This window comes from Pseudomonas helmanticensis, from assembly GCF_900182985.1.
In the GTDB taxonomy this organism is placed as follows: Bacteria; Pseudomonadota; Gammaproteobacteria; order Pseudomonadales; family Pseudomonadaceae; genus Aquipseudomonas; species Aquipseudomonas helmanticensis.
Genome location: NZ_FXUY01000001.1, coordinates 1,301,977 through 1,324,270 on the forward strand (window position 1 = coordinate 1,301,977; position 22,294 = coordinate 1,324,270).

General features: G+C 55.9%; 22 protein-coding genes and 1 pseudogene. 20 read left to right on the top strand and 3 right to left on the bottom strand.

Annotation, left to right across the window (positions count from 1 at the left end):
• The first annotated feature begins 7 nt into the window (after window positions 1-7).
• The 6 genes from QOL84_RS05850 to QOL84_RS05875 all read left to right on the top strand — a co-directional run bounded on the left by QOL84_RS05850 (window position 8) and on the right by QOL84_RS05875 (window position 6,962).
• Complete coding sequence (locus tag QOL84_RS05850) at window positions 8-838, top strand: carbohydrate ABC transporter permease (RefSeq protein WP_003225143.1); 831 nt, start codon at window positions 8-10, stop codon at window positions 836-838.
• Between the two features lie 126 nt (window positions 839-964).
• Entirely contained in the window at window positions 965-2,068 is a 1,104-nt protein-coding gene (locus QOL84_RS05855) for an ABC transporter ATP-binding protein (protein ID WP_283436538.1), read from the top strand.
• 18 nt (window positions 2,069-2,086) lie between these two features.
• Window positions 2,087-3,559, top strand: coding sequence for a mannitol dehydrogenase family protein (locus tag QOL84_RS05860; RefSeq protein WP_129393680.1), 1,473 nt, complete (start codon window positions 2,087-2,089; stop codon window positions 3,557-3,559).
• A 289-nt stretch (window positions 3,560-3,848) separates the two neighbouring features.
• Complete coding sequence (gene xylB / locus QOL84_RS05865) at window positions 3,849-5,345, top strand: xylulokinase (protein ID WP_283436539.1); 1,497 nt, start codon at window positions 3,849-3,851, stop codon at window positions 5,343-5,345.
• A gap of 13 nt (window positions 5,346-5,358) precedes the next feature.
• Window positions 5,359-6,297 (top strand): carbohydrate kinase family protein, encoded by a 939-nt coding sequence (locus tag QOL84_RS05870; protein WP_283436540.1) that lies wholly within the window; start codon window positions 5,359-5,361, stop codon window positions 6,295-6,297.
• Window positions 6,298-6,341: 44 nt separating this feature from the next.
• The gene (locus QOL84_RS05875; protein ID WP_283436541.1) at window positions 6,342-6,962 is read left to right on the top strand and encodes a transglycosylase SLT domain-containing protein; all 621 of its coding nucleotides are present in this window, start codon (window positions 6,342-6,344) and stop codon (window positions 6,960-6,962) included.
• 104 nt (window positions 6,963-7,066) lie between these two features.
• Here QOL84_RS05875 and QOL84_RS05880 read toward each other — a convergent pair whose 3' ends face one another.
• On the bottom strand, window positions 7,067-8,368 hold the full coding sequence (locus QOL84_RS05880; RefSeq protein ID WP_283436542.1) for an OprD family porin: 1,302 nt from the start codon (window positions 8,366-8,368) through the stop codon (window positions 7,067-7,069).
• Window positions 8,369-8,741: 373 nt separating this feature from the next.
• Here QOL84_RS05880 and QOL84_RS05885 point away from each other — a divergent pair, with 373 nt between their 5' ends.
• The 10 genes and pseudogenes from QOL84_RS05885 to tssI all read left to right on the top strand — a co-directional run.
• Window positions 8,742-10,814, top strand: coding sequence for a type VI secretion system Vgr family protein (locus QOL84_RS05885; protein ID WP_283436543.1), 2,073 nt, complete (start codon window positions 8,742-8,744; stop codon window positions 10,812-10,814).
• Window positions 10,811-11,662: a DUF4123 domain-containing protein gene (locus tag QOL84_RS05890; RefSeq protein WP_283436544.1), complete on the top strand. Its 852-nt coding sequence runs from the start codon at window positions 10,811-10,813 to the stop codon at window positions 11,660-11,662. Before QOL84_RS05885 ends, QOL84_RS05890 begins: the two co-directional genes overlap by 4 nt.
• Window positions 11,663-11,719: 57 nt before the next feature.
• On the top strand, window positions 11,720-12,514 hold the full coding sequence (locus tag QOL84_RS05895; protein ID WP_283436545.1) for a hypothetical protein: 795 nt from the start codon (window positions 11,720-11,722) through the stop codon (window positions 12,512-12,514).
• Window positions 12,515-12,526: 12 nt separating this feature from the next.
• The gene (locus QOL84_RS05900) at window positions 12,527-14,659 is read left to right on the top strand and encodes a lipase family protein (RefSeq protein ID WP_283436546.1); all 2,133 of its coding nucleotides are present in this window, start codon (window positions 12,527-12,529) and stop codon (window positions 14,657-14,659) included.
• A gap of 137 nt (window positions 14,660-14,796) precedes the next feature.
• Entirely contained in the window at window positions 14,797-15,447 is a 651-nt protein-coding gene (locus QOL84_RS05905; RefSeq protein ID WP_283436547.1) for a DUF2931 family protein, read from the top strand.
• Between the two features lie 512 nt (window positions 15,448-15,959).
• A complete protein-coding gene (locus QOL84_RS05910; RefSeq protein ID WP_346772237.1) occupies window positions 15,960-16,421 on the top strand; it encodes a DUF2931 family protein in 462 nt (153 codons plus the stop codon).
• 6 nt (window positions 16,422-16,427) lie between these two features.
• The gene (locus QOL84_RS05915; RefSeq protein ID WP_283436548.1) at window positions 16,428-16,859 is read left to right on the top strand and encodes a hypothetical protein; all 432 of its coding nucleotides are present in this window, start codon (window positions 16,428-16,430) and stop codon (window positions 16,857-16,859) included.
• Between the two features lie 38 nt (window positions 16,860-16,897).
• Window positions 16,898-17,335 carry a hypothetical protein gene (locus QOL84_RS05920; RefSeq protein WP_283436549.1) on the top strand — a complete coding sequence of 146 codons (438 nt, stop codon included), beginning with the start codon at window positions 16,898-16,900 and terminating at the stop codon, window positions 17,333-17,335.
• A gap of 69 nt (window positions 17,336-17,404) precedes the next feature.
• Window positions 17,405-18,055, top strand: a complete 651-nt coding sequence (locus QOL84_RS05925) for a DUF2931 family protein (RefSeq protein ID WP_283436550.1) — start codon at window positions 17,405-17,407, stop codon at window positions 18,053-18,055.
• 61 nt (window positions 18,056-18,116) lie between these two features.
• A pseudogene (gene tssI / locus QOL84_RS05930) lies at window positions 18,117-19,109 on the top strand (type VI secretion system tip protein TssI/VgrG); the annotation flags it as partial.
• 172 nt (window positions 19,110-19,281) lie between these two features.
• Here the strand turns inward: tssI and QOL84_RS05935 are convergent.
• Window positions 19,282-19,578 (bottom strand): hypothetical protein, encoded by a 297-nt coding sequence (locus tag QOL84_RS05935; protein ID WP_283436551.1) that lies wholly within the window; start codon window positions 19,576-19,578, stop codon window positions 19,282-19,284.
• Between the two features lie 490 nt (window positions 19,579-20,068).
• Between QOL84_RS05935 and QOL84_RS05940 the strand changes: the two genes are divergently transcribed.
• Window positions 20,069-20,338, top strand: coding sequence for a DUF2790 domain-containing protein (locus QOL84_RS05940; protein ID WP_129393657.1), 270 nt, complete (start codon window positions 20,069-20,071; stop codon window positions 20,336-20,338).
• A 90-nt stretch (window positions 20,339-20,428) separates the two neighbouring features.
• A complete protein-coding gene (locus tag QOL84_RS05945) occupies window positions 20,429-20,827 on the top strand; it encodes a hypothetical protein (protein ID WP_283436552.1) in 399 nt (132 codons plus the stop codon).
• On the opposite strand, the gene QOL84_RS05950 is transcribed toward QOL84_RS05945, so the two are convergent.
• Entirely contained in the window at window positions 20,824-21,093 is a 270-nt protein-coding gene (locus QOL84_RS05950; RefSeq protein WP_129396125.1) for a DUF1652 domain-containing protein, read from the bottom strand. The genes QOL84_RS05945 and QOL84_RS05950 overlap by 4 nt on opposite strands.
• A 369-nt stretch (window positions 21,094-21,462) precedes the next feature.
• Here QOL84_RS05950 and eco point away from each other — a divergent pair, with 369 nt between their 5' ends.
• Together eco and QOL84_RS05960 are read left to right on the top strand one after the other, a co-directional pair.
• Window positions 21,463-21,948: a serine protease inhibitor ecotin gene (gene eco / locus QOL84_RS05955; RefSeq protein WP_283436553.1), complete on the top strand. Its 486-nt coding sequence runs from the start codon at window positions 21,463-21,465 to the stop codon at window positions 21,946-21,948.
• 21 nt (window positions 21,949-21,969) lie between these two features.
• Complete coding sequence (locus QOL84_RS05960; RefSeq protein ID WP_129393651.1) at window positions 21,970-22,275, top strand: NIPSNAP family protein; 306 nt, start codon at window positions 21,970-21,972, stop codon at window positions 22,273-22,275.
• The last annotated feature ends 19 nt before the right edge of the window (window positions 22,276-22,294 follow it).

Here is a 22,294-nt window from a genome sequence, read left to right on the forward strand (position 1 = left end):
GCCTGCCATGACTCTCCAACAATCCCGCCGGCTGCAAAGCCTGCTGCTCGGCACCTTGGCCTGGGCCATCGCGATCGTGATTTTCTTCCCGATCTTCTGGATGGTGATGACCAGTTTCAAGACCGAAATCGACGCGTTCGCCACACCCCCGCAATTCATCTTCACGCCGACGCTGGAGAACTACCTGCACATCAACGAGCGCAGCGACTACTTCAGTTTCGCCTGGAACTCGGTAGTGATTTCCTTCAGCGCCACCGCGCTGTGCCTGCTGATTGCGGTGCCGGCCGCCTACTCCATGGCGTTCTACGAAACCCAGCGCACCAAAGGCACGCTGCTGTGGATGCTCTCGACAAAAATGCTGCCACCGGTGGGCGTGCTGATGCCGATCTACCTGCTGGCGAAGAGTTTCGGTCTGCTCGATACGCGTATCGCGCTGATCGTGATCTACACGCTGATCAACCTGCCGATCGTGGTCTGGATGATTTACACCTACTTCAAGGACATCCCCAAGGACATCCTCGAAGCTGCCCGTCTCGACGGCGCCACGTTGTGGCAGGAAATGGTCCGCGTGCTGTTGCCGATCGCCAAGGGTGGCCTCGCCTCGACCGTACTGCTGTCGCTGATCCTGTGCTGGAACGAGGCCTTCTGGTCGCTGAACCTGACCTCGTCGAAAGCCGCGCCGCTGACCGCGTTGATCGCCTCCTACTCAAGTCCCGAAGGGTTGTTCTGGGCCAAGTTGTCGGCGGTCTCGACCCTGGCGTGTGCGCCGATCCTGATCTTCGGCTGGATCAGCCAGAAACAACTGGTGCGCGGCCTCTCGTTCGGCGCCGTGAAATGAATATTGAAAAGCAAAAGATCGCAGCCTTCGGCAGCTCCTACATAAAGCATGCCGTCCCCCTGTAGGAGCGCCGCAGGCTGGGATCTTTTGATCTTAAAAAAACAACAACGCGGAGGCCCATTCATCATGGCCAACCTGAAAATCAAGAATCTGCAAAAAGGCTTCGAAGGCTTCTCCATCATCAAAGGCATCGACCTTGAGGTGAACGACAAGGAATTCGTGGTCTTCGTCGGCCCGTCGGGCTGCGGCAAATCCACCCTGCTGCGGCTGATCGCCGGGCTCGAAGAAGTCAGTGGCGGCACCATCGAACTCGACGGTCGCGACATCACCGAGGTCAGCCCGGCCAAGCGCGATCTGGCGATGGTGTTCCAGACCTACGCGCTGTACCCGCACATGACCGTGAAAAAGAACATGTCGTTCGCCCTCGACCTGGCCGGCGTACCGAAAGCCGAGGTCGAAAAGAAAGTCGGCGAAGCCGCACGCATTCTCGAACTCGGGCCGATGCTTGAACGCAAACCAAAACAGCTCTCCGGTGGCCAGCGTCAGCGCGTGGCGATCGGCCGCGCGATCGTGCGCAATCCAAAAATTTTCCTGTTCGACGAACCGCTCTCTAACCTCGACGCCGCGCTGCGCGTGCAAATGCGTCTGGAACTGCTGCGCCTGCACAAAGACCTGCAAGCGACGATGATCTACGTGACCCACGATCAGGTCGAAGCAATGACCATGGCCGACAAAGTCGTGGTGCTCAACGGCGGCAAGATCGAACAGGTCGGCTCGCCACTGGATCTGTATCACCAACCGGCGAACCTGTTCGTCGCCGGCTTCCTCGGCACACCGAAAATGGGTTTTCTCAAGGGCAAGATTGCCCGCGTCGATGCCCAGAGCTGCGAAGTCTCGCTGGACGCCGGCACCCGCGTCACCCTACCGTTCAACGCAGCCAACCTCAGCATCGGCAGCGCTGTGACCCTGGGCATTCGCCCGGAACACCTGGAACTGGCGCAATCGGGCGACTGCACATTGCAAGTCACCGCCGACGTCAGCGAGCGCCTCGGCAGCGACACGTTCTGCCACGTCACCACCCATGCCGGCGAAGCCCTGACCATGCGCGTGCGCGGTGATCTGGCCAGCCGTTACGGCGAACAACTGAGCCTGCATCTGGACGCGGCCCACTGCCATTTATTCGATGCCGAAGGCGTGGCGCTGACGCGTCCACTGCGCGTTGCGGCCTGATTTCAAGAGACTTGCCCAATGAAACTCAATCAGCAAAATCTGCATGGCCTCGCGGCTGAAGTAAAACTGCCGGCGTACCGTCTCAGCGACACCCGTCAGGGCATCGCGCACATCGGCGTCGGCGGTTTTCACCGCGCGCATCAGGCGTATTACACCGATGCGCTGATGAACACCGGCGAAGCACTCGACTGGGCGATCTGCGGGGTCGGCCTGCGTGCCGAAGACCGCCGCGCCCGTGACGATCTCAAGGAGCAGGATTACCTGTTCACCCTGTTCGAACTTGGTGACAGCGATGACACCGAAGTCCGTGTGATCGGCGCGATTCGCGACATGCTGCTGGCGCAAGACAGTGCTCAGGCGCTGATCGATAAACTCGCCGATCCGCAGATTCGTATCGTTTCGCTGACCATCACCGAAGGCGGTTACTGCATCGACGACAGTAACGGCGAATTCATGGCGCACCTGCCGCAGATCCAGCACGATCTGGCCAACCCGCAGGCTCCGAAAACCGTCTTCGGCTTTTTGTGTGCGGCCCTGGAAAAACGCCGCGCGGCGGGCATCCCGGCCTTTACCGTGATGTCTTGCGATAACTTGCCGCACAACGGCGCGGTGACCCGCAAGGCGCTGCTGGCGTTTGCCACTTTGCGCAATAGCAATCTGTGCAGCTGGATCGACGCCAACGTCAGTTTCCCCAACGCCATGGTCGACCGCATCACGCCGATGACCAGCACCGCGCACCGCCTGCAACTGGCCGACAAACACGGCGTCGACGATGCCTGGCCGGTGGTGTGCGAACCGTTTGTGCAGTGGGTGCTGGAAGACAAGTTCGTCAACGGCCGGCCCGCCTGGGAAAAGGTCGGCGTGCAATTCACCGACGACGTTTCACCGTACGAAGAGATGAAAATCAAACTGCTCAACGGTAGCCATCTGGCGCTGACGTACCTGGGCTTTTTGAAGGGTTATCGGTTTGTCCACGAGACCATGAACGACCCGCTGTTCGTGCGCTACATGCGCGCCTATATGGACCTCGATGTCACGCCGCAACTGGCGCCGGTGCCGGGGATCGATTTGACCGAATACAAAGACACGCTGGTTGCGCGCTTCTCCAATCAGGCGATTGCCGATCAGCTTGAGCGGGTGTGTTCCGATGGTTCGTCGAAATTTCCAAAATTCACCATCCCGACGATCAATCGATTGATTGCCGATGGCCAGGAAACCAGGCGCGCGGCGCTGGTGGTGGCGGCCTGGGCGCTGTATTTGAAGGGGGTCGATGAGAATGGGGATACGTATTCGATTCCTGATCCACGGGCAGCGTTTTTTCAGGCGCTGGTGGCGGATGACGGTTTGATGACTGAGCGGTTGTTGGCGGTTGAGGAGATTTTTGGCACGGCGATACCGCGTTCGGCGGAGTTTGTGGCGGCGTTTGAGTGGTGCTGCAATAGCTTGCGCGAGGACGGTGTGACGCGGACTTTGCAGCGGATTCTGGATTGAAAAGCCCCTCACCCTAGCCCTCTCCCAGTGGGAGAGGGGACTGATCGAGTGGTTTGTGCAAGTTACATCGACCTGAACGTCCGGAGTCGAACTCAGGTATTGAATAGCCCCGGTTTGAGAGAACCGGAGTCGAACTCAAATTTTGAACAGCCCCTGATTGAGATATCCGCAGTCGAACTCAGGTTTTGAACAGCCCCCGATCGGCTCCCTTCCCCCTCGCCCCCTTGGGGGAGAGGGCTGGGGTGAGGGGGTAAGCTCTTGATCTTCACCACACCCGAGTGGTCCACACATGACAACACAACAACTCTTCCTCGGCATCGACTGCGGCACCCAAGGCACCAAGGCGATCATCCTCGACGCCGCCAGCGGTCAAGTCCTCGGCCAGGGCGCCGCCAATCACACGATGATCAGCGGCGCCAATGGCCGTCGCGAGCAAGACACTCAGCAATGGCTCGAAGCCTTCGCCCTCGCCACCCGCCGCGCGTTGCTGGCGGCGAATGTCGACGGCCAGTCGATCCTCGGCATCGGCGTCTCCGGTCAGCAACATGGTCTGGTATTGCTTGATGATCAAGGTCAGGTGCTGCGCCCGGCCAAGCTCTGGTGCGACACCGAATCCAGCGCCGAAAACGACCGTTTACTCAACCATCTGGGCGGCGAAAAAGGCTCGCTGGAACGCCTCGGCGTGGTCATCGCGCCGGGCTACACCGTGTCGAAACTGCTGTGGACCAAGGAGCAACATCCGGAGGTTTTCTCGCGCATCGCGAAAATCCTCCTGCCCCACGATTACCTGAATTTCTGGCTCACCGGACGCAGTTGCAGCGAGTACGGCGACGCCTCCGGCACCGGCTACTTCAACGTGCGCAGCCGCCAGTGGGACTTGCAGTTGCTGCGCGATATCGACGCCAGCGGGCGTCTGCAAGCCGCGTTGCCGGAACTGATCGACGCCCACGAAGCCGTCGGCACCATCCTGCCGTCGATTGCCGAACAACTGGGCATCAACCCCAACGCATTGGTGGCAAGCGGCGGCGGCGACAACATGATGGGCGCGATCGGCACCGGCAATATTCAGCCCGGCGCAATCACCATGAGCCTCGGTTCCTCCGGCACGGTGTACGCCTATTCCGAAGTGCCAAAAGTCAGCTCGGACGCCTCGGTCGCCACGTTCTGCTCCTCCAGCGGCGGCTGGCTGCCGTTGATCTGCACGATGAACCTGACCAACGCCACTGGCGCAATTCGTGACCTGTTCAAGCTCGACCTGGAACAGTTCAACGAACTCATCGCGCAAGCGCCGATTGGCGCCGAGGGCGTGTGCATGCTGCCGTTCTTCAATGGTGAACGCGTCCCCGCCCTGCCCCACGCGACCGGCAGCCTGCACGGCTTGACCCTCGACAACCTGACCGAGGCCAATCTGTGCCGCGCTGCCGTCGAGGGCACCACCTTCGGTTTGCGTTACGGACTGGATTTGCTGCGCCAGAATGGTTTACAAAGCCGCAGCATCTGCCTGATCGGCGGCGGTTCGAAAAGTGCGGTGTGGCGGCAGATCGTCGCCGACATCATGAACACCCCGGTGATCTGCACCGAACAAAGCGAAGCCGCTGCACTCGGCGCAGCGATTCAGGCGGCATGGTGCAAATCATGGTCGAACGGCCACGAAGACACCCTCGCCGATCTGTGCCAGCGCTGCGTCAAACTCGACCTGAGCAGTGAAACGCTGCCGGTTGCCAAGAATAGCGCGGCATTCCAGCAGGCTTATGAACGCTATCAACAGCATGTCGCAACCCTATAAAGAGCAAACAATTATGTATTTGGTGTGTGGCGAAGCCCTGTTTGATTTCTTCAGCGAAGACGATGCCAGCGGTTTGGCTTCGAAAGTGAATTTCAAGGCGATTGCCGGTGGTTCGCCGTTCAACGTCGCCGTGGGTTTGCGCCGTTTGGGCGTCGAATCGGCATTGTTCGGTGGACTGTCGACCGACTACCTCGGCCGGCGTTTGCAGCAAGTGTTGCAGGAAGAAGGCGTGCGCCCGGACTATCTGCAGGACTTCGCCGCGCCGACGACACTGGCGATGGTTGCGGTCGGTGCCAATGGCTCACCGCATTACAGCTTTCGCGGCGAGGGTTGCGCGGATCGCCAGTTGAGCCTGGCGCATTTGCCGACGCTGGATCCTGAGGTTCGTGGCTTGCACGTCGGCTCGTTTTCGCTGGTGGTGCAGCCGGTCGGCGACACCTTGCTCGCCCTGGTGCAACGTGAAAGCGGCAAGCGCCTGATCACCCTCGACCCCAACGTGCGCCTCAACCCCGAGCCGAATATTCAGCTGTGGCGCGAGCGCATCGCGACGCTGGTGCCGCTGGCAGATCTGATCAAGGTCAGCGACGAGGACTTGAGCCTGCTGTACCCCGAGCAGGATCCACAGCGAATCATCGAAGGCTGGCTCGAGCATCGCTGCCAGATCGTTTTCCTCACCCGTGGTGGCGACGGCGCTACTGTGTTCAGCCGCCAACACGGCACATGGTCAATCCCGGCCGCCTCGGTGAAGATCGCCGACACCGTCGGCGCTGGCGATACCTTTCAGGCCGCGCTGATCACCTGGCTGACCGAACACGGTCTGGATTCGGTGGAAGGCGTGCAACAACTCGCTCGCGAGCAAATCCACGGCATGCTCAAGTTCGCCGTACAAGCGGCGGCACTGACCTGCAGCAAGACCGGTCCGGATCTCCCCTATCGTCACCAATTGAGCTAAGCCGTAGACTGTCGGCTTTTTTGCGCACGACAGGATAACGGCTTTTGAAATACCGGCAGACGCTTGGACTACTGACACTGGCAACGCTGTTGACCGGCTGCGGCACTTCGCCGCCGCGCTCGCCGGAAGATATCTGCGAAATCTTCCGGGAAAAGAGCGATTGGTACGACGCCGCACAGGTCACGCAAAAGCGCTGGGGGGTACCGATTCAGGTGCCCTTCGCGATCATGTATCAGGAATCCGGCTATCGCTACGACGCCAAGACCCCACGCAAATACCTGCTTTGGGTGATTCCGTGGGGTCGGGTGACCACTGCATCGGGCTATGCCCAGGCGAAAGATGAAGTCTGGTCCGACTACCAGAAAAGCACCGGCAGACACGGCGCCGACCGCGAAGACTTCGACGACGCCATCGACTTCGTTGGCTGGTACATGGACAAGACCACCACCATCAACGGCGTCTACAAATACGACGCCTACAACCAGTACCTCAACTACCACGAAGGCTGGGGCGGCTTTCGCAACAAGACCTACGCCAGCAAAGCCTGGCTGATGCCAACGGCGCGCAAAGTGCAGAACCGCTCGGATGTGTATGCGCGGCAATATGCCGGCTGCAAGGAAGATTTGAATCGCGGCTTCTGGAGCCGGTTCTGGCACTGGTTGTAATAAATCCCCTGTAGGAGCTGCCGCAGGCTGCGATCTTTTGATCTGGTTTTTAACCATCAACGTCAAAAGATCGCAGCCTGCGGAAGCTCCTACAATGGGGGCCGTTACAAGACGGAGAAGTTGTAGCTGACGATCAACCGCGTCTCATCGACATCCCGGGCAAACTTCTCGTAGTTGGTCCGGTAAGTCGCATTACGCAAACGCAGACTGACATCCTTGAACGTCCCCGTCTGAATCACATACTTCAACTCACTGTCGCGTTCCCACTCTTTGCCGTCCTGATCACTGCCCAACACTTTGATGTGATCACCGTTCACATAACGGGTCAGGAAGCTCAAACCATTAATGCCAATGGCCTTGAAGTCATAGTCATAACGCAACTGCCAGGACCGTTCCTGCGCGGCGGCGAAGTCGTTGACCTGCACATAGTTGACCAGATACGGGTTGCTGCCATCGAGGTACGGCATCGAGTTATCGCCGTTCATGCGCTGCCATCCGGCGCTGAACGTGTGGCCGCTGATGCCGTATGAAAGCATGCCGCTCAAGGCGCGGTTATCGATGGAACCGGCTTTTGCGTCGCCGCTGTCGGCACTTTTCAGCAGGCGCAGATCGGCTTTCAACACGCCGCCAGCCAACGGTTGATTGGCCAGCAGGCCAACGAAGTGCTGACGGTAAACGTCTTCCAGTTCGGCGTAGTGGTACTGGCCGGTCAGGCGATCGTTGATCTTGTACTCGAAGCCGTACATGTCGAAATGATCGGAGGTGGTGTTGCACGCGTAACGCTTGTTCTTGCAATGCACGCGGATGTCTTGCGAATCGGTGGAATCACGCGCGGTGTACTTGTCCAGGCGCGCGGCCATGAAGGTCAGGTCCTTGAGCTCTTTAGAGGTCAGCATGGCACCGTTGAACATGGTCGGCAGCAGACGGCCGTCGTTGTACTTGAGCAGTGGCAGATCCGGAAGCAGCGCGCCGTATTTCAGCACGGTGTCCGAGACTTTGACTTTGGCGGTCAGGCCCATTTTCGCGTATTGGCCTTTCGAGCCGCGCGGATTCTCGCCACTCGATGGCAGCAAGCCGCTGTTGCTGCGGTCAGGGCTGGAATCGAGCTGAAAGCCAAGCATGCCCAGCGCATCGATGCCGAAGCCGACCGTGCCGTCGGTGTAGCCCGATTGCAGATTGAGAATAAAGCCCTGCGCCGACTCTTCACGCTTGGATGCGCCTTGATCGCTGGAGGTGTGCCCATCACGGAAGTCGCGGTTGAAATACACCGTGCGCGATTCGATTTTCGCCGTGGTGTCTTCCAGAAAACCGCTGGCCTGAACTTGCGCGGTAAAACCTGCGCACAGCACAAAGGCTCCGAAGCCAAGTGACCGGCGCGGGGTGATGAGAGGAAATGGGGGACGCATGAAAAACTCCAACAGTGCAGCGTTTGCGCAAGGGCGCAACAAACGAAAAATAGCTCCCGTCCCAGCTCATTAATAAGCCGGGAGGAAGAGAACCACGCGGGGGTGAACGGCAATGATGGCAGATGGCTTTGACGGGCCAAAGGCGACTTTAGTCTGAAACTGACTGACGATTCTTCAATCGCTACTCGTAGGAATTGTTGCCACTGGCGCCCGGCGAGCTTTATCAAATGCCCGTTTTCATTGGTCGAAACGCGCTATCTAAGGGTTTTCCCTATACCGCGTGTGGCCCATGCGTACGGCTTTTTCGCCTTGAACGAGGCGGCTTAATCCTCCATCATCCGCCCCTGCTTATTCAAAGGACGGAATTCAAGGCATGCTGGACGCCAACGCAACCCACATTACCCTCACGCTCGAAGGCGCCAACGCCGACCTGCAAGTCCTCAGTTTCACCGGTCGCGAAGCCCTGAATGAACCGTTCCGTTTCGACCTCGAACTGGTCAGCGCCCGCCCCGACCTGAAGCTCGAAGAACTCCTGCACAAGCCCGGCGTGCTGACCTTCGGCGCCACCGGCGAAGGCACGATTCATGGCTTGGTGTATCGCATCGAACAAGGCGATTCCGGCAAGACCCTGACCCGCTACAGCATCAGCCTGGTGCCGCAACTCGCCTACCTGCGACACAACCACGACCAGCAGATTTTCCAGCAATTGAGCGTGCCGAAAATCATCGCCCAAGTGCTTGAAGATCGCGGCATTCTCGCTGACGCCTACGATTTCCAGCTCAGCGCCGAGTACCCGCCGCGCGATTACTGCGTGCAGTACGACGAGTCCGACCTGCATTTCATCCAGCGCCTGTGTGAAGAAGAAGGCATTCACTTCCACTTCCAGCACAGCAGCAGCGGCCACAAGCTGGTGTTTGGCGACGACCAGACGGTATTCCGCAAACTCAAAGCCGTGAGCTACCAGCAAGACTCCGGCATGAGCGCCGACAAACCGGTGATCAAGCGCTTCAACCTGCGCCTGGAAACCCGTACCACCCGCGTATCGCGGCGCGACTACGACTTCGAAAAACCGAAGATCCTCCCCGAAGGCGCAGTCAAATCCGACTTCGCCCCGGATCTGGAGGACTACGACTATCCCGGCCGCTTCACCACCCGCGAGCGCGGCAAATTCCTCTCCACCCGCGCGCTGGAACGCCATCGCAGCGACTACAAACTCGCCGAAGGCAAAGGTGATGAACCGACCCTCACCAGCGGCCATTTCCTCACGCTCGCCGAACACCCGCGCGCCGAATGGAACGATCTGTGGTTGCTGCTGGAAGTCTTCCACGAAGGCAAACAACCGCAAGTGCTCGGCGAAAACGTCACCAGCGACGTCACCGACCACAAAAGCGATTTCCACCAGGGCTACCGCAACAGCTTCCTCGCCACGCCATGGGACGCGCACTACCGCCCTGCCCTTGAACACCCGAAACCGAAAGTGCTCGGCAGCCAGACCGCCGTCGTCACCGGGCCGGCCGGTGAAGAGATTCACTGCGATCAGTACGGCCGGATCAAGGTGCAATTCCACTGGGATCGCGAGGGCCAGTCCAACGACAAAACCACCTGCTGGATGCGCGTCGCCAGCGGCTGGGCTGGCGCAGCCTACGGCGGCATCGCCATCCCGCGCATCGGCATGGAAGTCCTCGTCACCTTCCTCGAAGGCGATCCAGACCAGCCGCTGGTGACCGGCTGCCTGTACCACAAGGAAAACGTCGTCCCTTACGACTTGCCGGCGAACAAGACCCGCAGCACCTTCAAGACCCTGAGTTCACCGGGCGGCAAGGGCTACAACGAGTTTCGCATTGAAGACAAGAAAGGCGTCGAGCAGATCTACATCCATGCCCAGCGCGATTGGGACGAGAACATTGAGCACGATCAGAAGATTCGCGTCGGCAATGAGCGGCATGACACGGTTGAAGCCAATACGCTGAGTGAGTTCAAGGTTGAAGAACACCGGATTACGCATCTGGATCGCAAGAGCGAGATGCGTGCGAATGATCACCTGACGGTGGGTGTGACGCAGCATTTGAAGGTCGGGACTGCGCAGTTTGTTGAGGCTGGCACCGAGATTCACTACCACGCTGGCGAGAAGGTGGTGGTAGAGGGCGCGATGGAGCTCACGGCCAAGGCTGGCGGGAGTTTTGTGAAGGTGGATGCGGGTGGGGTGACCATTAGTGGTGCCGAGGTGAAGACCAACTCGGGTGGCTCGCCGGGTGCGGGTACGGGGATCGCCATTCTCGAACCCGTCATTCCATGGGCTGCGGCGAAAGACAAAGCCGGCGCCCTGCTCGTCCCTGCCGTCGCGCAAATGGCCTTGGCCAAAGCGGCACGTGCCGCTGGCGACATCCGCTGCCCGATCTGCGAAGCCTGTCGTGAAGGCAAATGTGATCTGGGAGCTACCGCATGAGCGATGCACTCAACAGCTGGCTGGGAGAACAGTCGCGACTCAATCGCGTACTGATTCTGGTCGTCGACAGTCTCGCCGAGCCCAATCCGATCACGCCGCTATACAGCGCCGGCGTCATGCAACGCTCCGTGCAGCTCTACCGCCGTACCGAGTTCGCTCAGTTCGCTGCCATCAGCCCGTGGCTGGCCGAACTGCAGAATCCAGGCGATGAAGAGTTTCGCAAACTGCTGGACGATCCCCAGCGCAACTGGGGCTGGATCGGCAGTATGGACAAACCTGATCTCGACAGCCTCACGCAGCATTGGATCGCACGCATGGTCATCGAAGAAGATGGCGATCGCTCGCTGTTTCGCTTCCAGGATAACCGCGTCCTCGCCCGTTGCCTCGGCAATATGAAGGAAAGTGAATGGCCGCTGCTACTCGGGCCCATCAGCAGCGTGCTGTATTGGGATGAGGATCAATGGCAAAGCGCGGATAACAGCAAGCCAGGAATGTATGCGGTGCCGAATCCCGCACCGTGGTTACAAGTCCCCACCCCACCAGAACGCACCCGCGAAATCTTGAGCACTAACCTGAAACGCTGGTTGCTGGTGTATCACGCCGAAGCCGCCGCGAAGCTTTCGGAAACCCGCGGCATCCTCGAATGGCTCGAAGAACAGATTGACCTGCTCGAAGCTTGGCAATGGAGTATTCCGGAACAGCGGCAGTTCATGTTGACCCTGCGCCTAGACGCTCAGTGCGTACAGGATGTCGCTTGGGAGCCCCTGCCGGGAGAGACACCGGATCAGCATTACGGAAGATGCGAGCGTTTTTTCGCAACGCAATCAAACGAATTGGCTCGTGGTTGAGAGCAATCTTAATAGAGCGCGGCACGCTCGAAGCTTACGCCGGACAAGGAGTATCGAATGCGGTACCACAAAATTTTCACTGGATTTGTCCGTAGCCTGCTGATCGGTCTGGGGGCGATTAGTGTGACAGGCTGCTCAGTTGCGCAGCAGGAAAGTTTTACTCTCGTTACTGAGCTTCCTCCAGGATTCAAAATTAGAGGCGAGGCACAATATGTACCCCGGGCCGGAGAAACTTGCAGTGTTCCTGCAAAGAAAGGACGAGATCATCCAGGTTTCAAGTTCTTCAAGCAAGAGTTCAGCGAAAAGGCAGAGACTGCGCATTTTCAAGTCCCGTTGAGTAGCGTGGAAGGAGGCTGCCCTTTAGTTTTAGACAGCTTTGATTATGAAGTTGATGCCAAGTATGCATCCGGATTTGATCAAGTCGGAAGAGACCACACAGGAATCGCTTTTGAGGAGGGTGCGGCTGACAACCTGGAACTTCCTACGCCGACCACTCTGCAACGAGAGTGTGAATGGTTGTTTCGTACGATGGGGCCAGATCGGGTTATCGCCAAAATTCTCAAGTGCACCGCTAAGGCAACACCGGAACAGACTATTGGCGCTGTAGCAAAGGGACCTTTAAAACGATCCCAACTACATGGAAAGACGTTGAACGTTTCTTTCGTCGTCAAAGAAGAGGAACGTCCTTACATGGGTGATAACTGGGTCAAATTTCCACAAGGATGGAAGCGTTGCATGGGTAAAAGCTTGGACGACCCATATGCCTTCTGCAATGGCAATACTACTGACTTCAAGCCGTTCAAGATGCCCGACGGGCGGAGTTGCACCGTTTACCCGACCTGTAATGAATAAGGATATTTTTTGATGCCATTGCAGACACCTTGCGATCCCTTACTCAATGGAAAATCTGAAGCATGCCCTTTGCGTGGCGACTGGATTAGTTTTCAATTAGTCGACGAGAATGGCGATGGGAAACCTTATGCTGGCTTGTCTTACGCTCTTCAGGACAGTGCCCATCAAACATATTCCGGTGTACTCGGACCCGATGGTTCAGCGAAAGTCGTCAACCATTACCAAGGGCCTGTCGTCCTCACGATAGACGAACCGTACCAAGGGGCCGAAGCTTTTTATAAAGCTCTTACCCAGCGAGAAAGCTATCCGCTGCCAATTTCAGAGTTGCAAGTGAAAGCTGAAAACACGCGGTTTATTCGGAAGGATGGCGCGCGCGTAGAAAAAAATCCGGCCAAGGAAAAAGCTGATCAGTTTTTTCAAATTGAAGTCAGAGATCTGGTCAGCAAGTCAGCACACCTGCCGCCTTACTCCCCAAGAAAATATCCTCCCAATTTCAGCCTGCTCAAGATTATGGGAGATTTGGGCTTTGGTCCCGACGAGTCGCTGCTTCAAGGCATTGCGCTGCTACCGAACAAACATTCGGTTCTTGAAGTAAGACCTCTTCGAGCATTTCGACCGATGCTATCCAAAGACAACAAATTCAGCGCCTTGAACTTGTATCAATTGTCATTATTTGCAGCTCTTAGCTATCGAAATTTTGGCCAATCCCCCGATAAAAATCCAATCACCGACACAGTGTCTTTTCCTCTCGACGCCACCGTTGGAAATATGTTCGGAGAGGGTATGGCTTGTTATAAAGAATTAGGGAAAATCGACCCGCAACAGCCCACTGCTTATTATCCACTTTACGAAGACGTGCCGTACTCGAAACGTTTCGAAATACTGCCATTCGATCCGGCTCTATATGACCAAAACAAACCAGAACTCGGCACTAAACAGGAGCACCCTGCGAAGCTGCATTTCTTTGATGATACCGAAGAGGAAAGTGGAACCAACACTCAAGGTTTCATTACACATCACGACGAAATTATTCTTATATCTATACGCGGAACTTTAGAGGGGGTGGATTTTCTTCGGGACGCTGATGCAGAGCAAATTCCTGTCAAGGTTGGCGTCGGAAAAGCTCACCAAGGTTTCTACTTGGCCTACGAAGCAATCAATACTTTCATTCAAACTTACCTCAACAGATTCCATATTGATCAGAAAGTTATTATTTGCGGTCATAGCCTGGGAGGCGCCATTGCAACCTTGCTCGCCGAAGCGCTTAGACAAGGCACTAATAAATACGACGTCTTGCTCTACACCTACGGCTCCCCAAGAGCAGGCGATGCAGACTTCGTACAAGGCGCTGCTGCCTTAGCGCACCATCGTATGGTCAACGACAACGATCCGATTCCAAGCGTGCCAGCACCATGGATGAACACTCGAAAAAGTGTCTGGATGTCTGGTGTAGCCCTGAGCTTTATTACTGCACCGATAGGAGCTCTGATCTTTGCTTTGGGGCTAACACGTACGGGCGGGTCTCCCTACGAACACCAAGGTGCTTTGCACCATTTCATGCCGGTGCAATTCAAAGGTCGCGAACACTCGTCAATTCTCTGGAATCCAGGCTGCGAATCCATCGAAGAAGCAGCCTGTACAAGGGCTGTGAAAAAATTTGGAGATCTGCCTGACCGTGCCCTGTTTATTCAACAGCTGTTCCAAATGAAACATCACTTTATGATTGATTCGTATATTCCCAACGCTTGGGCTACGTTGCGCCGCTGGCAGCAAACCCAGGAAAGCGGTCGTACGGTTGTGACAAAAACTGAATACGATCAGATCTACTATGAGCTGCAGGAAATGCAGGATCGATTGAAGTCCAAAGAGATTGAGTTGAGCCAATCCTACCAATCCGACCGTCGAGAAGCTCAGCAGCAGGTAAATGTATTAAGGGCCGAAATCGGACGACTTGATACCTCTCGGCAGCGCCTTCACACGCTTACCTTTCTCAAACTCGCGCCAGAAGATATCTACGGTTCTTCCATCCAAGCGCCGGAACATGATCAGAATGTTGAGCGCTGGATGGCGAAGAAAGAAAACACTGTCGAGGTTCAAATTGCCATGATCCCTCAAGCGAACAGCGCTAAGTTGAGGACCGCGTAACATAGTACGAATGTGCCACCACTCAAGGGTACGGCACTCTGAATAGGGGGACGTCCAAATCGACGTCCCCTTTTGGCTAATTTGGACCAATATCCGTGTGAGCATGAAAGCGTATTTTTTGCGTAGGGTAGATCTAAATGCATAGATTTATACGCTTTACTCTCGCAGCCCTGTTGGCCATTAGCTGTGCCTCTGTCAATAGCGAACCGTTGCCTTATAAATCATGGCATCTGGGTTTTTCTGCCCCCGATTACATGGAAGTCTGGATAGAGACAGCGGATATAATCGATGTTCAAGGCCAAGTTTTCAGACGGGCAATGAGCGGAGTGGCCTCATTACAAACGCCCCCCAACAACTCCGGCGACCCACGCGGCTGGCCGAAGAGAATTGGTATTGGAAGCGGCAAATATGTGACCGGCGCAGACTTGCCGAAAAAAATCTTCGTACGGTGGCAGTCGTTGGTAGAGCCCCAGACCTACAAAATGGAAATTGATATATCTGAATCAACTCGAGAGCTGATGCGCAAAGAAGAAAAAGCATTTTGCGCAGCTGACGGAAAGTGGATCACTGGTTATCGTCAATCAATTGCCGTGCGGCTAGTACCTGGTGGTATCGTTAAAGTCTGGGTTGGTGGGCCTTGTATGACGCCAATCGAGATCGCAAGTATCAAGGCTGAAGTAGATCCCCGAGGTCCGTACGAAGGCAAATCCGATGGTCAGTACGATTCACTTTCAGATGTTTCCAAGGCTTATGTAGATAAATTTGGAGTGCCGTATGGCTCTTGGTGAGTAAAAAGGGGGAAGCTTGAGCTTCTTCCTTTTCATCAGATTCTGCGCCTTGAAGGCGGTAGCTTTATCCTGCAACATCCCCCCTGTTTATTCCGCAGGGGGGGTCGATGACAGGCACGGCTTGAACCTTGTCGAATCAATAAAAGAATTGGCGACCGAGGGCAGATTTATCTACCCTCGGCTTCACTAGCGACAAGAGACTTATATCAATCGTTCTCTTCGCAGGGCTGCCGGCAACCTGAAAAGATAAGTTCCGTCCGGCATTAGCTGATAAAGCAAGTGATTTTCGGGGAGATCCGTATGAAGGTATTATTTGCTAACGGCAATAAGTAGATTTACACGCTGCATTACTGCAGCCGTGCTAATTAGCAGTTGCACCTCTTCCAATAGCGGTTCTTTACCCTATGAAGCTTGGCATCTCGGATTCTTGGCGCCAAACTATATGGAGGTCTGGATCGAAACGGCGGATGTAATAGATTCAAAGGGGCAAGTCTACCGGAGGGCTATGAGTGGTGTCTCCGCAATCCAAACACCAGCTAACAATTCCGGCCAGCCAAGAGGTTGGCCAAAAAGACGGGCGAGGTAAGGGAAAATACATAACTGGCGCAGACCTTCCCAAAAAACTTTACGTTCGTTGGCAGTCCTTAGTTGAGCCACAGACTTACCAAGTCGCTATTGATGTGCCTGAATCAGTTCGTGAATTGATGCGTAAAGAGGAAACTGTTTACTGTGCATTCGACGGCAAAGAGATCTCAGAATATCGAGATGCACTTGCAATAGGACTTGCCCCGGGTGGAATAGTTAAAGTTTGGGTACTTGGTTCTTGTTTACCTCCTGTAGACGTTGCAAGAGTTCAAGCCGAAATCGACCCGCGTGGACCCTACGAGGGAAAATCCGATGGTCAGTATGATTCACTTTCAGATGTTTCCAAGGCTTATGTAGATAAATTTGGAGTGCCGTATGGCTCTTGGTGAGTAAAAATGGAGAAGCTTGAGTTTCTTCCTTTTCCTCAGATTTTGCGCCTTGAAGGCGGTAGCTGTATCCTGCAACATCCGCCCCCTGCTTATTCAAAGGACGGAATTCAAGGCATGCTGGACGCCAACGCAACCAACATTACCCTCACGCTCGAAGGCGCCAACGCCGACCTGCAAGTCCTCAGTTTCACCGGTCGCGAAGCCAGTACGGCCGCATCAAAGTACAATTCCACTGGGACCGCTAAGGGCTCGTGGAATCTAGGTATCAATATTGCCCTAGGACCAGATATTGCCAAAAAAATTGTGCACCTTGTCGCTAAAAACGAGCGTAGGTATAACTTTTCGTTAAACAGCGCAGGGGCCGCAGACATAATTCTGCCCGGCGTTCACTCTGATTTAGGGGGGGGTATCTACCAAAAGCTACTGAAAAAGTGCTGATTAGTAAGCCACGTCGAAGCGACGTCGAGCGGAGATCAATGGCGACCGAAGCTAATAGTTACAAACTCGCACAGCAGGATCTTCGCCGCATCCAAGATCAGATGGCTCAGTACGATTTGTCTCTCGAACTTCGGACGTGGGAGGTAAATTTTAACAGCGTGAACAGAGATGATCGAACCCCGAAAAAGCATGTCTATGCGGCAGTAAGCAGCCAACGCGAAGTGCGTAGTGAACTGTCATTGGTCTATCTGCGGATTATGCGTGAACTGGCTGTCGAGAATGACGTCCCGTTCGCGGAAATCTCTGATAACGATCCGAGACTTGCTCTACCAACGGAACTAGATGAGATTTCTGAAAAATTAATGGCATACGCATTGGGCATGACCAAAACAATTGGCCTGACCCTGCAACAAAACAACTATTGTTTCAGCGTTATGTTCATCTATCTGACAACTGGAATGCTGCGAAGGGATTAAACAACAGTGATCTTGGCATACTGTTCATTAATCGCCCTAATGACAACCTGCTTCGGACGGTTCATCCAAATGAGTAGTTTTACTCGCTTCCTGCTTGCCGCCATGTTGTTGGTGGGATCAACCTTTACAAACGCAGGTTCGTTGCCATATGACGCTTGGCGCTTAGGTTTTTCAGCTCCTGACTACATGGAAGTTTGGGTTGAAACTGCAGATGTCATCGATATGCAGGGGCAGGTATATCGACGGGCAATGAGCGGAGTTTCCGCTATTCAGACTCCTAAAAATAATGCGGGCAACCCAAAGGGCTGGCCAAAAAGATCGGGCTGGGGAAAAGGCAAGTACGTTACCGGTGCAGATTTACCAAAAAAGATTTTTGTACGTTGGCAATCATTGGCGGAGCCGCAGACTTACCAAGTCGGAATCGATATACCTGAATCAACCCAAGAAATTATGCGTACAGCTGAAAAAACTTATTGCGAAGCTACAGGTAAGTGGACGACGGGTTACAGAAAAGCAATTGCAATCGGTCTCGCGCCGGGTGGCATCGTAAAAGTGTGGGTGCTTGGCCCATGTCTGGCACCAATCGAGGTCACGCAAGTGAAGGCCGAGGTTGACCCACGTGGGCCATACGAAGGCAAATCGGGTGGTCGATACGATTCGCTCTCAAAGAATTCAAAAGAATACGTCGAGACGTTCGGCGTGCCGTATGGCTCTTGGTGATGTAAGAGCGCCGGCTTGATCTATAAATTAACGATGCTGTGGGCTAAAAGTACGATGGAACAAAGTCCTCGGCAGCCAGACCGCGATCGTCACCGGGCCTGCGGGTGAAGAAATCCACTGCGACCAATACGGCCGCATCAAGGTGCAATTCCACTGGGACCGCGACGGCCAGTCCAACGACAAAACCACCTGCTGGATGCGCGTCGCCAGCGGCTGGGCTGGCGCAGCCTACGGCGGCATCGCCATCCCGCGCATCGGCATGGAAGTCCTCGTCACCTTCCTCGAAGGCGATCCCGACCAGCCACTGGTCACCGGATGCCTGTACCACAAGGAAAACGTCGTTCCCTACGACCTGCCAGCGAACAAAACCCGCGGCACCTTCAAGACCCTGAGCTCACCGGGCGGCAAGGGCTACAACGAATTCCGCATCGAGGACAAGAAAGGCGTCGAGCAGATCTACATCCATGCCCAGCGCGATTGGGATGAGAACATTGAGCACGATCAGAAGATCCGGGTGGGCAATGAACGGCACGACACCGTTGAAGCCAATACGCTGAGCGAGTTCAAGGTTGAAGAGCACCGGATTACGCATCTGGATCGCAAGAGCGAGATGCGTGCGAATGATCACCTGACGGTTGCAGTGACCCAGCACCTTAAGGTCGGGACTGCGCAGTTTGTTGAGGCAGGCACCGAGATTCACTACCACGCTGGCGAGAAGCTGGTGGTAGAGGGCGCGATGGAGCTCACGGCCAAGGCTGGCGGGAGTTTTGTGAAGGTCGATGCGGGTGGGGTGACCATTAGTGGTGCCGAGGTGAAGACCAACTCGGGTGGCGCACCCGGCTCAGGCACCGGGATTGCAATCCTCGCCCCGCTCATTCCAGGTCTCGCGGCGATCGATAACGCCGGACGTCTGCTGCAAACCCGCGTCAATCAAATGATGCAGGCAGAGTCCCTCGCCGTGACGCCGAAACTCAAAGCACCTACCGGCATCTGCGTCGAATGTCTGAAGAAAGCCATGCGCGAAAAACTCGCCCTGCAATCGGGGGCCAATTGATGACAAAGAGTGACGCGGCGAAAGCCTGGAGCGAAGCGCAAAAGAATGCTCAGTCGATATTCGCGATCGTTGAAACCGGCCTGTTGCCGGACCAAGCTCGATTGCAGTTCGCCACGCTGAAAGACGGGGCGTTTCTCACTCCGTCCCGTGGCTGCGCCCTATCAATTTCTCATCAAACCTGCGCCTTCCAACTCAACATCTGCTGCTGTGCCACCTGCAGCAAATCATTGCCATCCTGCGTCAGCAGGTAAAGCGCATGGGTGATGTGTGGAATGTCTTGCACGTCGGCGTGTTTGAAGCATAGGCAATGCAGCGTTTCGAGCAGGTCGGCGGCGGCGCGGATACGCTGGACGGCGGCTTCGAGGATGTCTTTAGGGTTGGCTTGGGTGTCGATGAGCAGCGTAGGGGTTTCGGTGACGTTGCTGCTGAGGGGGAGATAGCGGTTTTGTAGCAGTTTGATTATTGGCATATTGATTACTCGATTGTTTCAAAAGTAACCGCCGACACCGTGACCAAACGATGGGAGGCGGACCGTGTACAGGCTTGGTCAACCGAGAACAATCAACTCAGCTCGCCCGAAGGCGTCCTGCACACGGCCGCCACAGCTATGCACTTCACGGTCAAAGAACTCCGCGGAGCAGATAATGGCACATATGCAATCGATTATTCCCGGGTGACCAAACCCGAACCACTGATTTTGCAGCGGCAACCGACAATAACCGCCCCGCTCCAGCCGCCGAAAGCAGACAAGGCACCAGCCTTTGTAGGAATTCGCCAAACCTCTCGAAGAAATTCGCCCACTCCCTGACAGCCGGCGTTCAGCTCGGTTAACCATCCCTTAACGCCGCGGTCAAAAACTCTACTGAACCGCACGCCCTCAGCCATTCTGGCTGTTGCCCAGTGCGGCAGGTTCGGGTGAATCACGCCGAACTCTAGAACCGCCACACGGGAGTCCTTTCATGAACATTCGCCCTTTATTGCTCACCGCTGCCCTCGCCTGCACCGCGTTCGCCGGGCTGGCCCAAGCCAATGACACGTCCGCCACATCCAAAGCCGTGCCGTATGAGTACGGCATGCCGCTGCATGTGGCCAAGGTGGTGTCGTTGACCGAAACGCCAACGCAAACCTGCAAGGTGGTCACGGCCGACATGAAGTACATCGACAACGCCGGTAAGCCTGAGGAAATCAGCTACCGGAAATTGTCTGACGCGTGCAACTTCCAGAACTGACAGAAAACTCTGATTTGCGGGTCGGCGGTAGGCGTGGGGTGGTTTCGGCAGGTATGCTCGCAACCCTCCTCACTGCCGCAAGGATTCGCCATGCAGTTGTCGTTTCGCACGTTGTCGATCATTACTTCATCCTTGTGTTTTGTGCTGACGCTGGCCTGGGGACTGTTCCCGGACATACTGCTGGCGATCTGGAGTATTGAATATTCCGAAGGCGCCGGGTTTGTCGCGCGGCGTGGCGCGGTGTTGTTTGCAGCGTTGGGGGTGATGTTTTATCTGGCGCGCAATGCGCCGCCGTCAGTGGCACGAAGTGCACTGAGCAACGGTTTTACCATCGGTTGTTTTGGTTTGGCGGTGCTGGGTTTCGGCGAATGGCTGAATGGCCATGCTGGCCCCGGGATTCTGCTCGCGGTGCTGGTCGAGTTCGCGCTGGGCCTTGGTTTTGTGCAGGCCCGGCGCGTGACGGTCGAACTGAGTGAAACAGTCGGTTAAATCGCCCGCGATCGCGGACTGTAGTGATGCTGAGTAGTTTGTCGGGTCAGATCCGATCGCAGCCCTGCAATCAGCTCGTTTATTTCACGACAGCCATTGAGGTGGCTGGCGTCGATGCCGCTGACCAGCAAATCGACCTGATCGGTCTGGTGATCGCCGAAAACCTTGACGGTCATCGACAAATCCGGCGACAGCGTGCACTGGCAGCGTTTCGGCAGAAAACTGCTTTCAATGATATTGCGTAGTTCCAAGGCAGACAGAAACATGGCGAAACCCTCTCCTTACTGTGAGATGCCAATCAAGTATTCACGCTGACCGTTGCGGCCCCTGCACGGGTGTGTCCCCGCTGTTTCCTTGGGTGTGGCAAGCGGTGGTACTGCGAAATGCCCATTGGAGTGTAGGCGCCCAAACCCTGTGCGCCGCACTGAAAAGACGCATAAAGCGTGCCTTTCATCGGGTCAATCTGACCTACTTGTAAATCATGGGCTTAGCCCGCTGGCCGGTATTGGGCCAGTTGCAAAATGCCAGAAACGCCTTTCTCTGCGTTGCATTTTGCAATCTCTTGCGGGTTTGCATTCAGCGCCCTTGGCAGTAAGAATGCTGGTTATCCACCCTACACCCGCAAGGAGGCTTCCATGGGTTCTTTACGCGCTCACGCGACCACCGGGCTGATCATCGCCAGCCTGTCCACCCTCGCCCACGCTGCCAAACTTGAAGACGTCGCGCCTTACCCGAAGGCTGAAGCCGGTTTCACCCGTCAGGTCATTCACCTGCCCAAGCAGGAGCAGGAAGAAAACTTCCAGGTAGAAATTCTCGCCGGCAAAACCCTGGAAGTGGATTGCAACCGCCAGCGTCTGGGCGGTGTGCTCGACGAGAAGAATCTCGAAGGCTGGGGATATCCGTTCTATCGGCTGGAAAAAGTCGTCGGTCCGATGAGCACGATGATGGCCTGCCCGCCAGGCTCGCAGAAAAAACGCGCCTTCGTGCCCGTCGTCGGTGATGGCTTCATGCTGCGCTATAACAGCAAATTGCCGGTCGTGGTATATGCCCCTGCGGATGTTGAGGTGCGTTATCGCATCTGGTCTGCGTCGGACAAAGTCGGTACAGCCCTTGCTGAATAACCTGAGCCAGGAGCGCAGCGCGTGATTACCTGCCACGTCAGATACGTCATCGATCCTTATCAACTGACCGAGTTCGAGGCCTACGCCAAGGCCTGGCTCGGCATTGTCGAGCGCTTGGGCGGCACGCATCACGGCTACTTTCTGCCGTCCGAAGGCGCGAGCAACATCGCTTATTGCCTGTTCAGTTTTCCTTCGCTGGCAGATTACGAAAGCTATCGACACATCGCGCTGACAGATCCGGAAAGCACAGCGCTGGTCGCTGGTCTGGTCGAGAAGAAATTCATCGTCAGTTACGAGCGCAGTTTCCTGCGCCCATTGCTGCCCTGATCCGCATTACGCCGGAGCG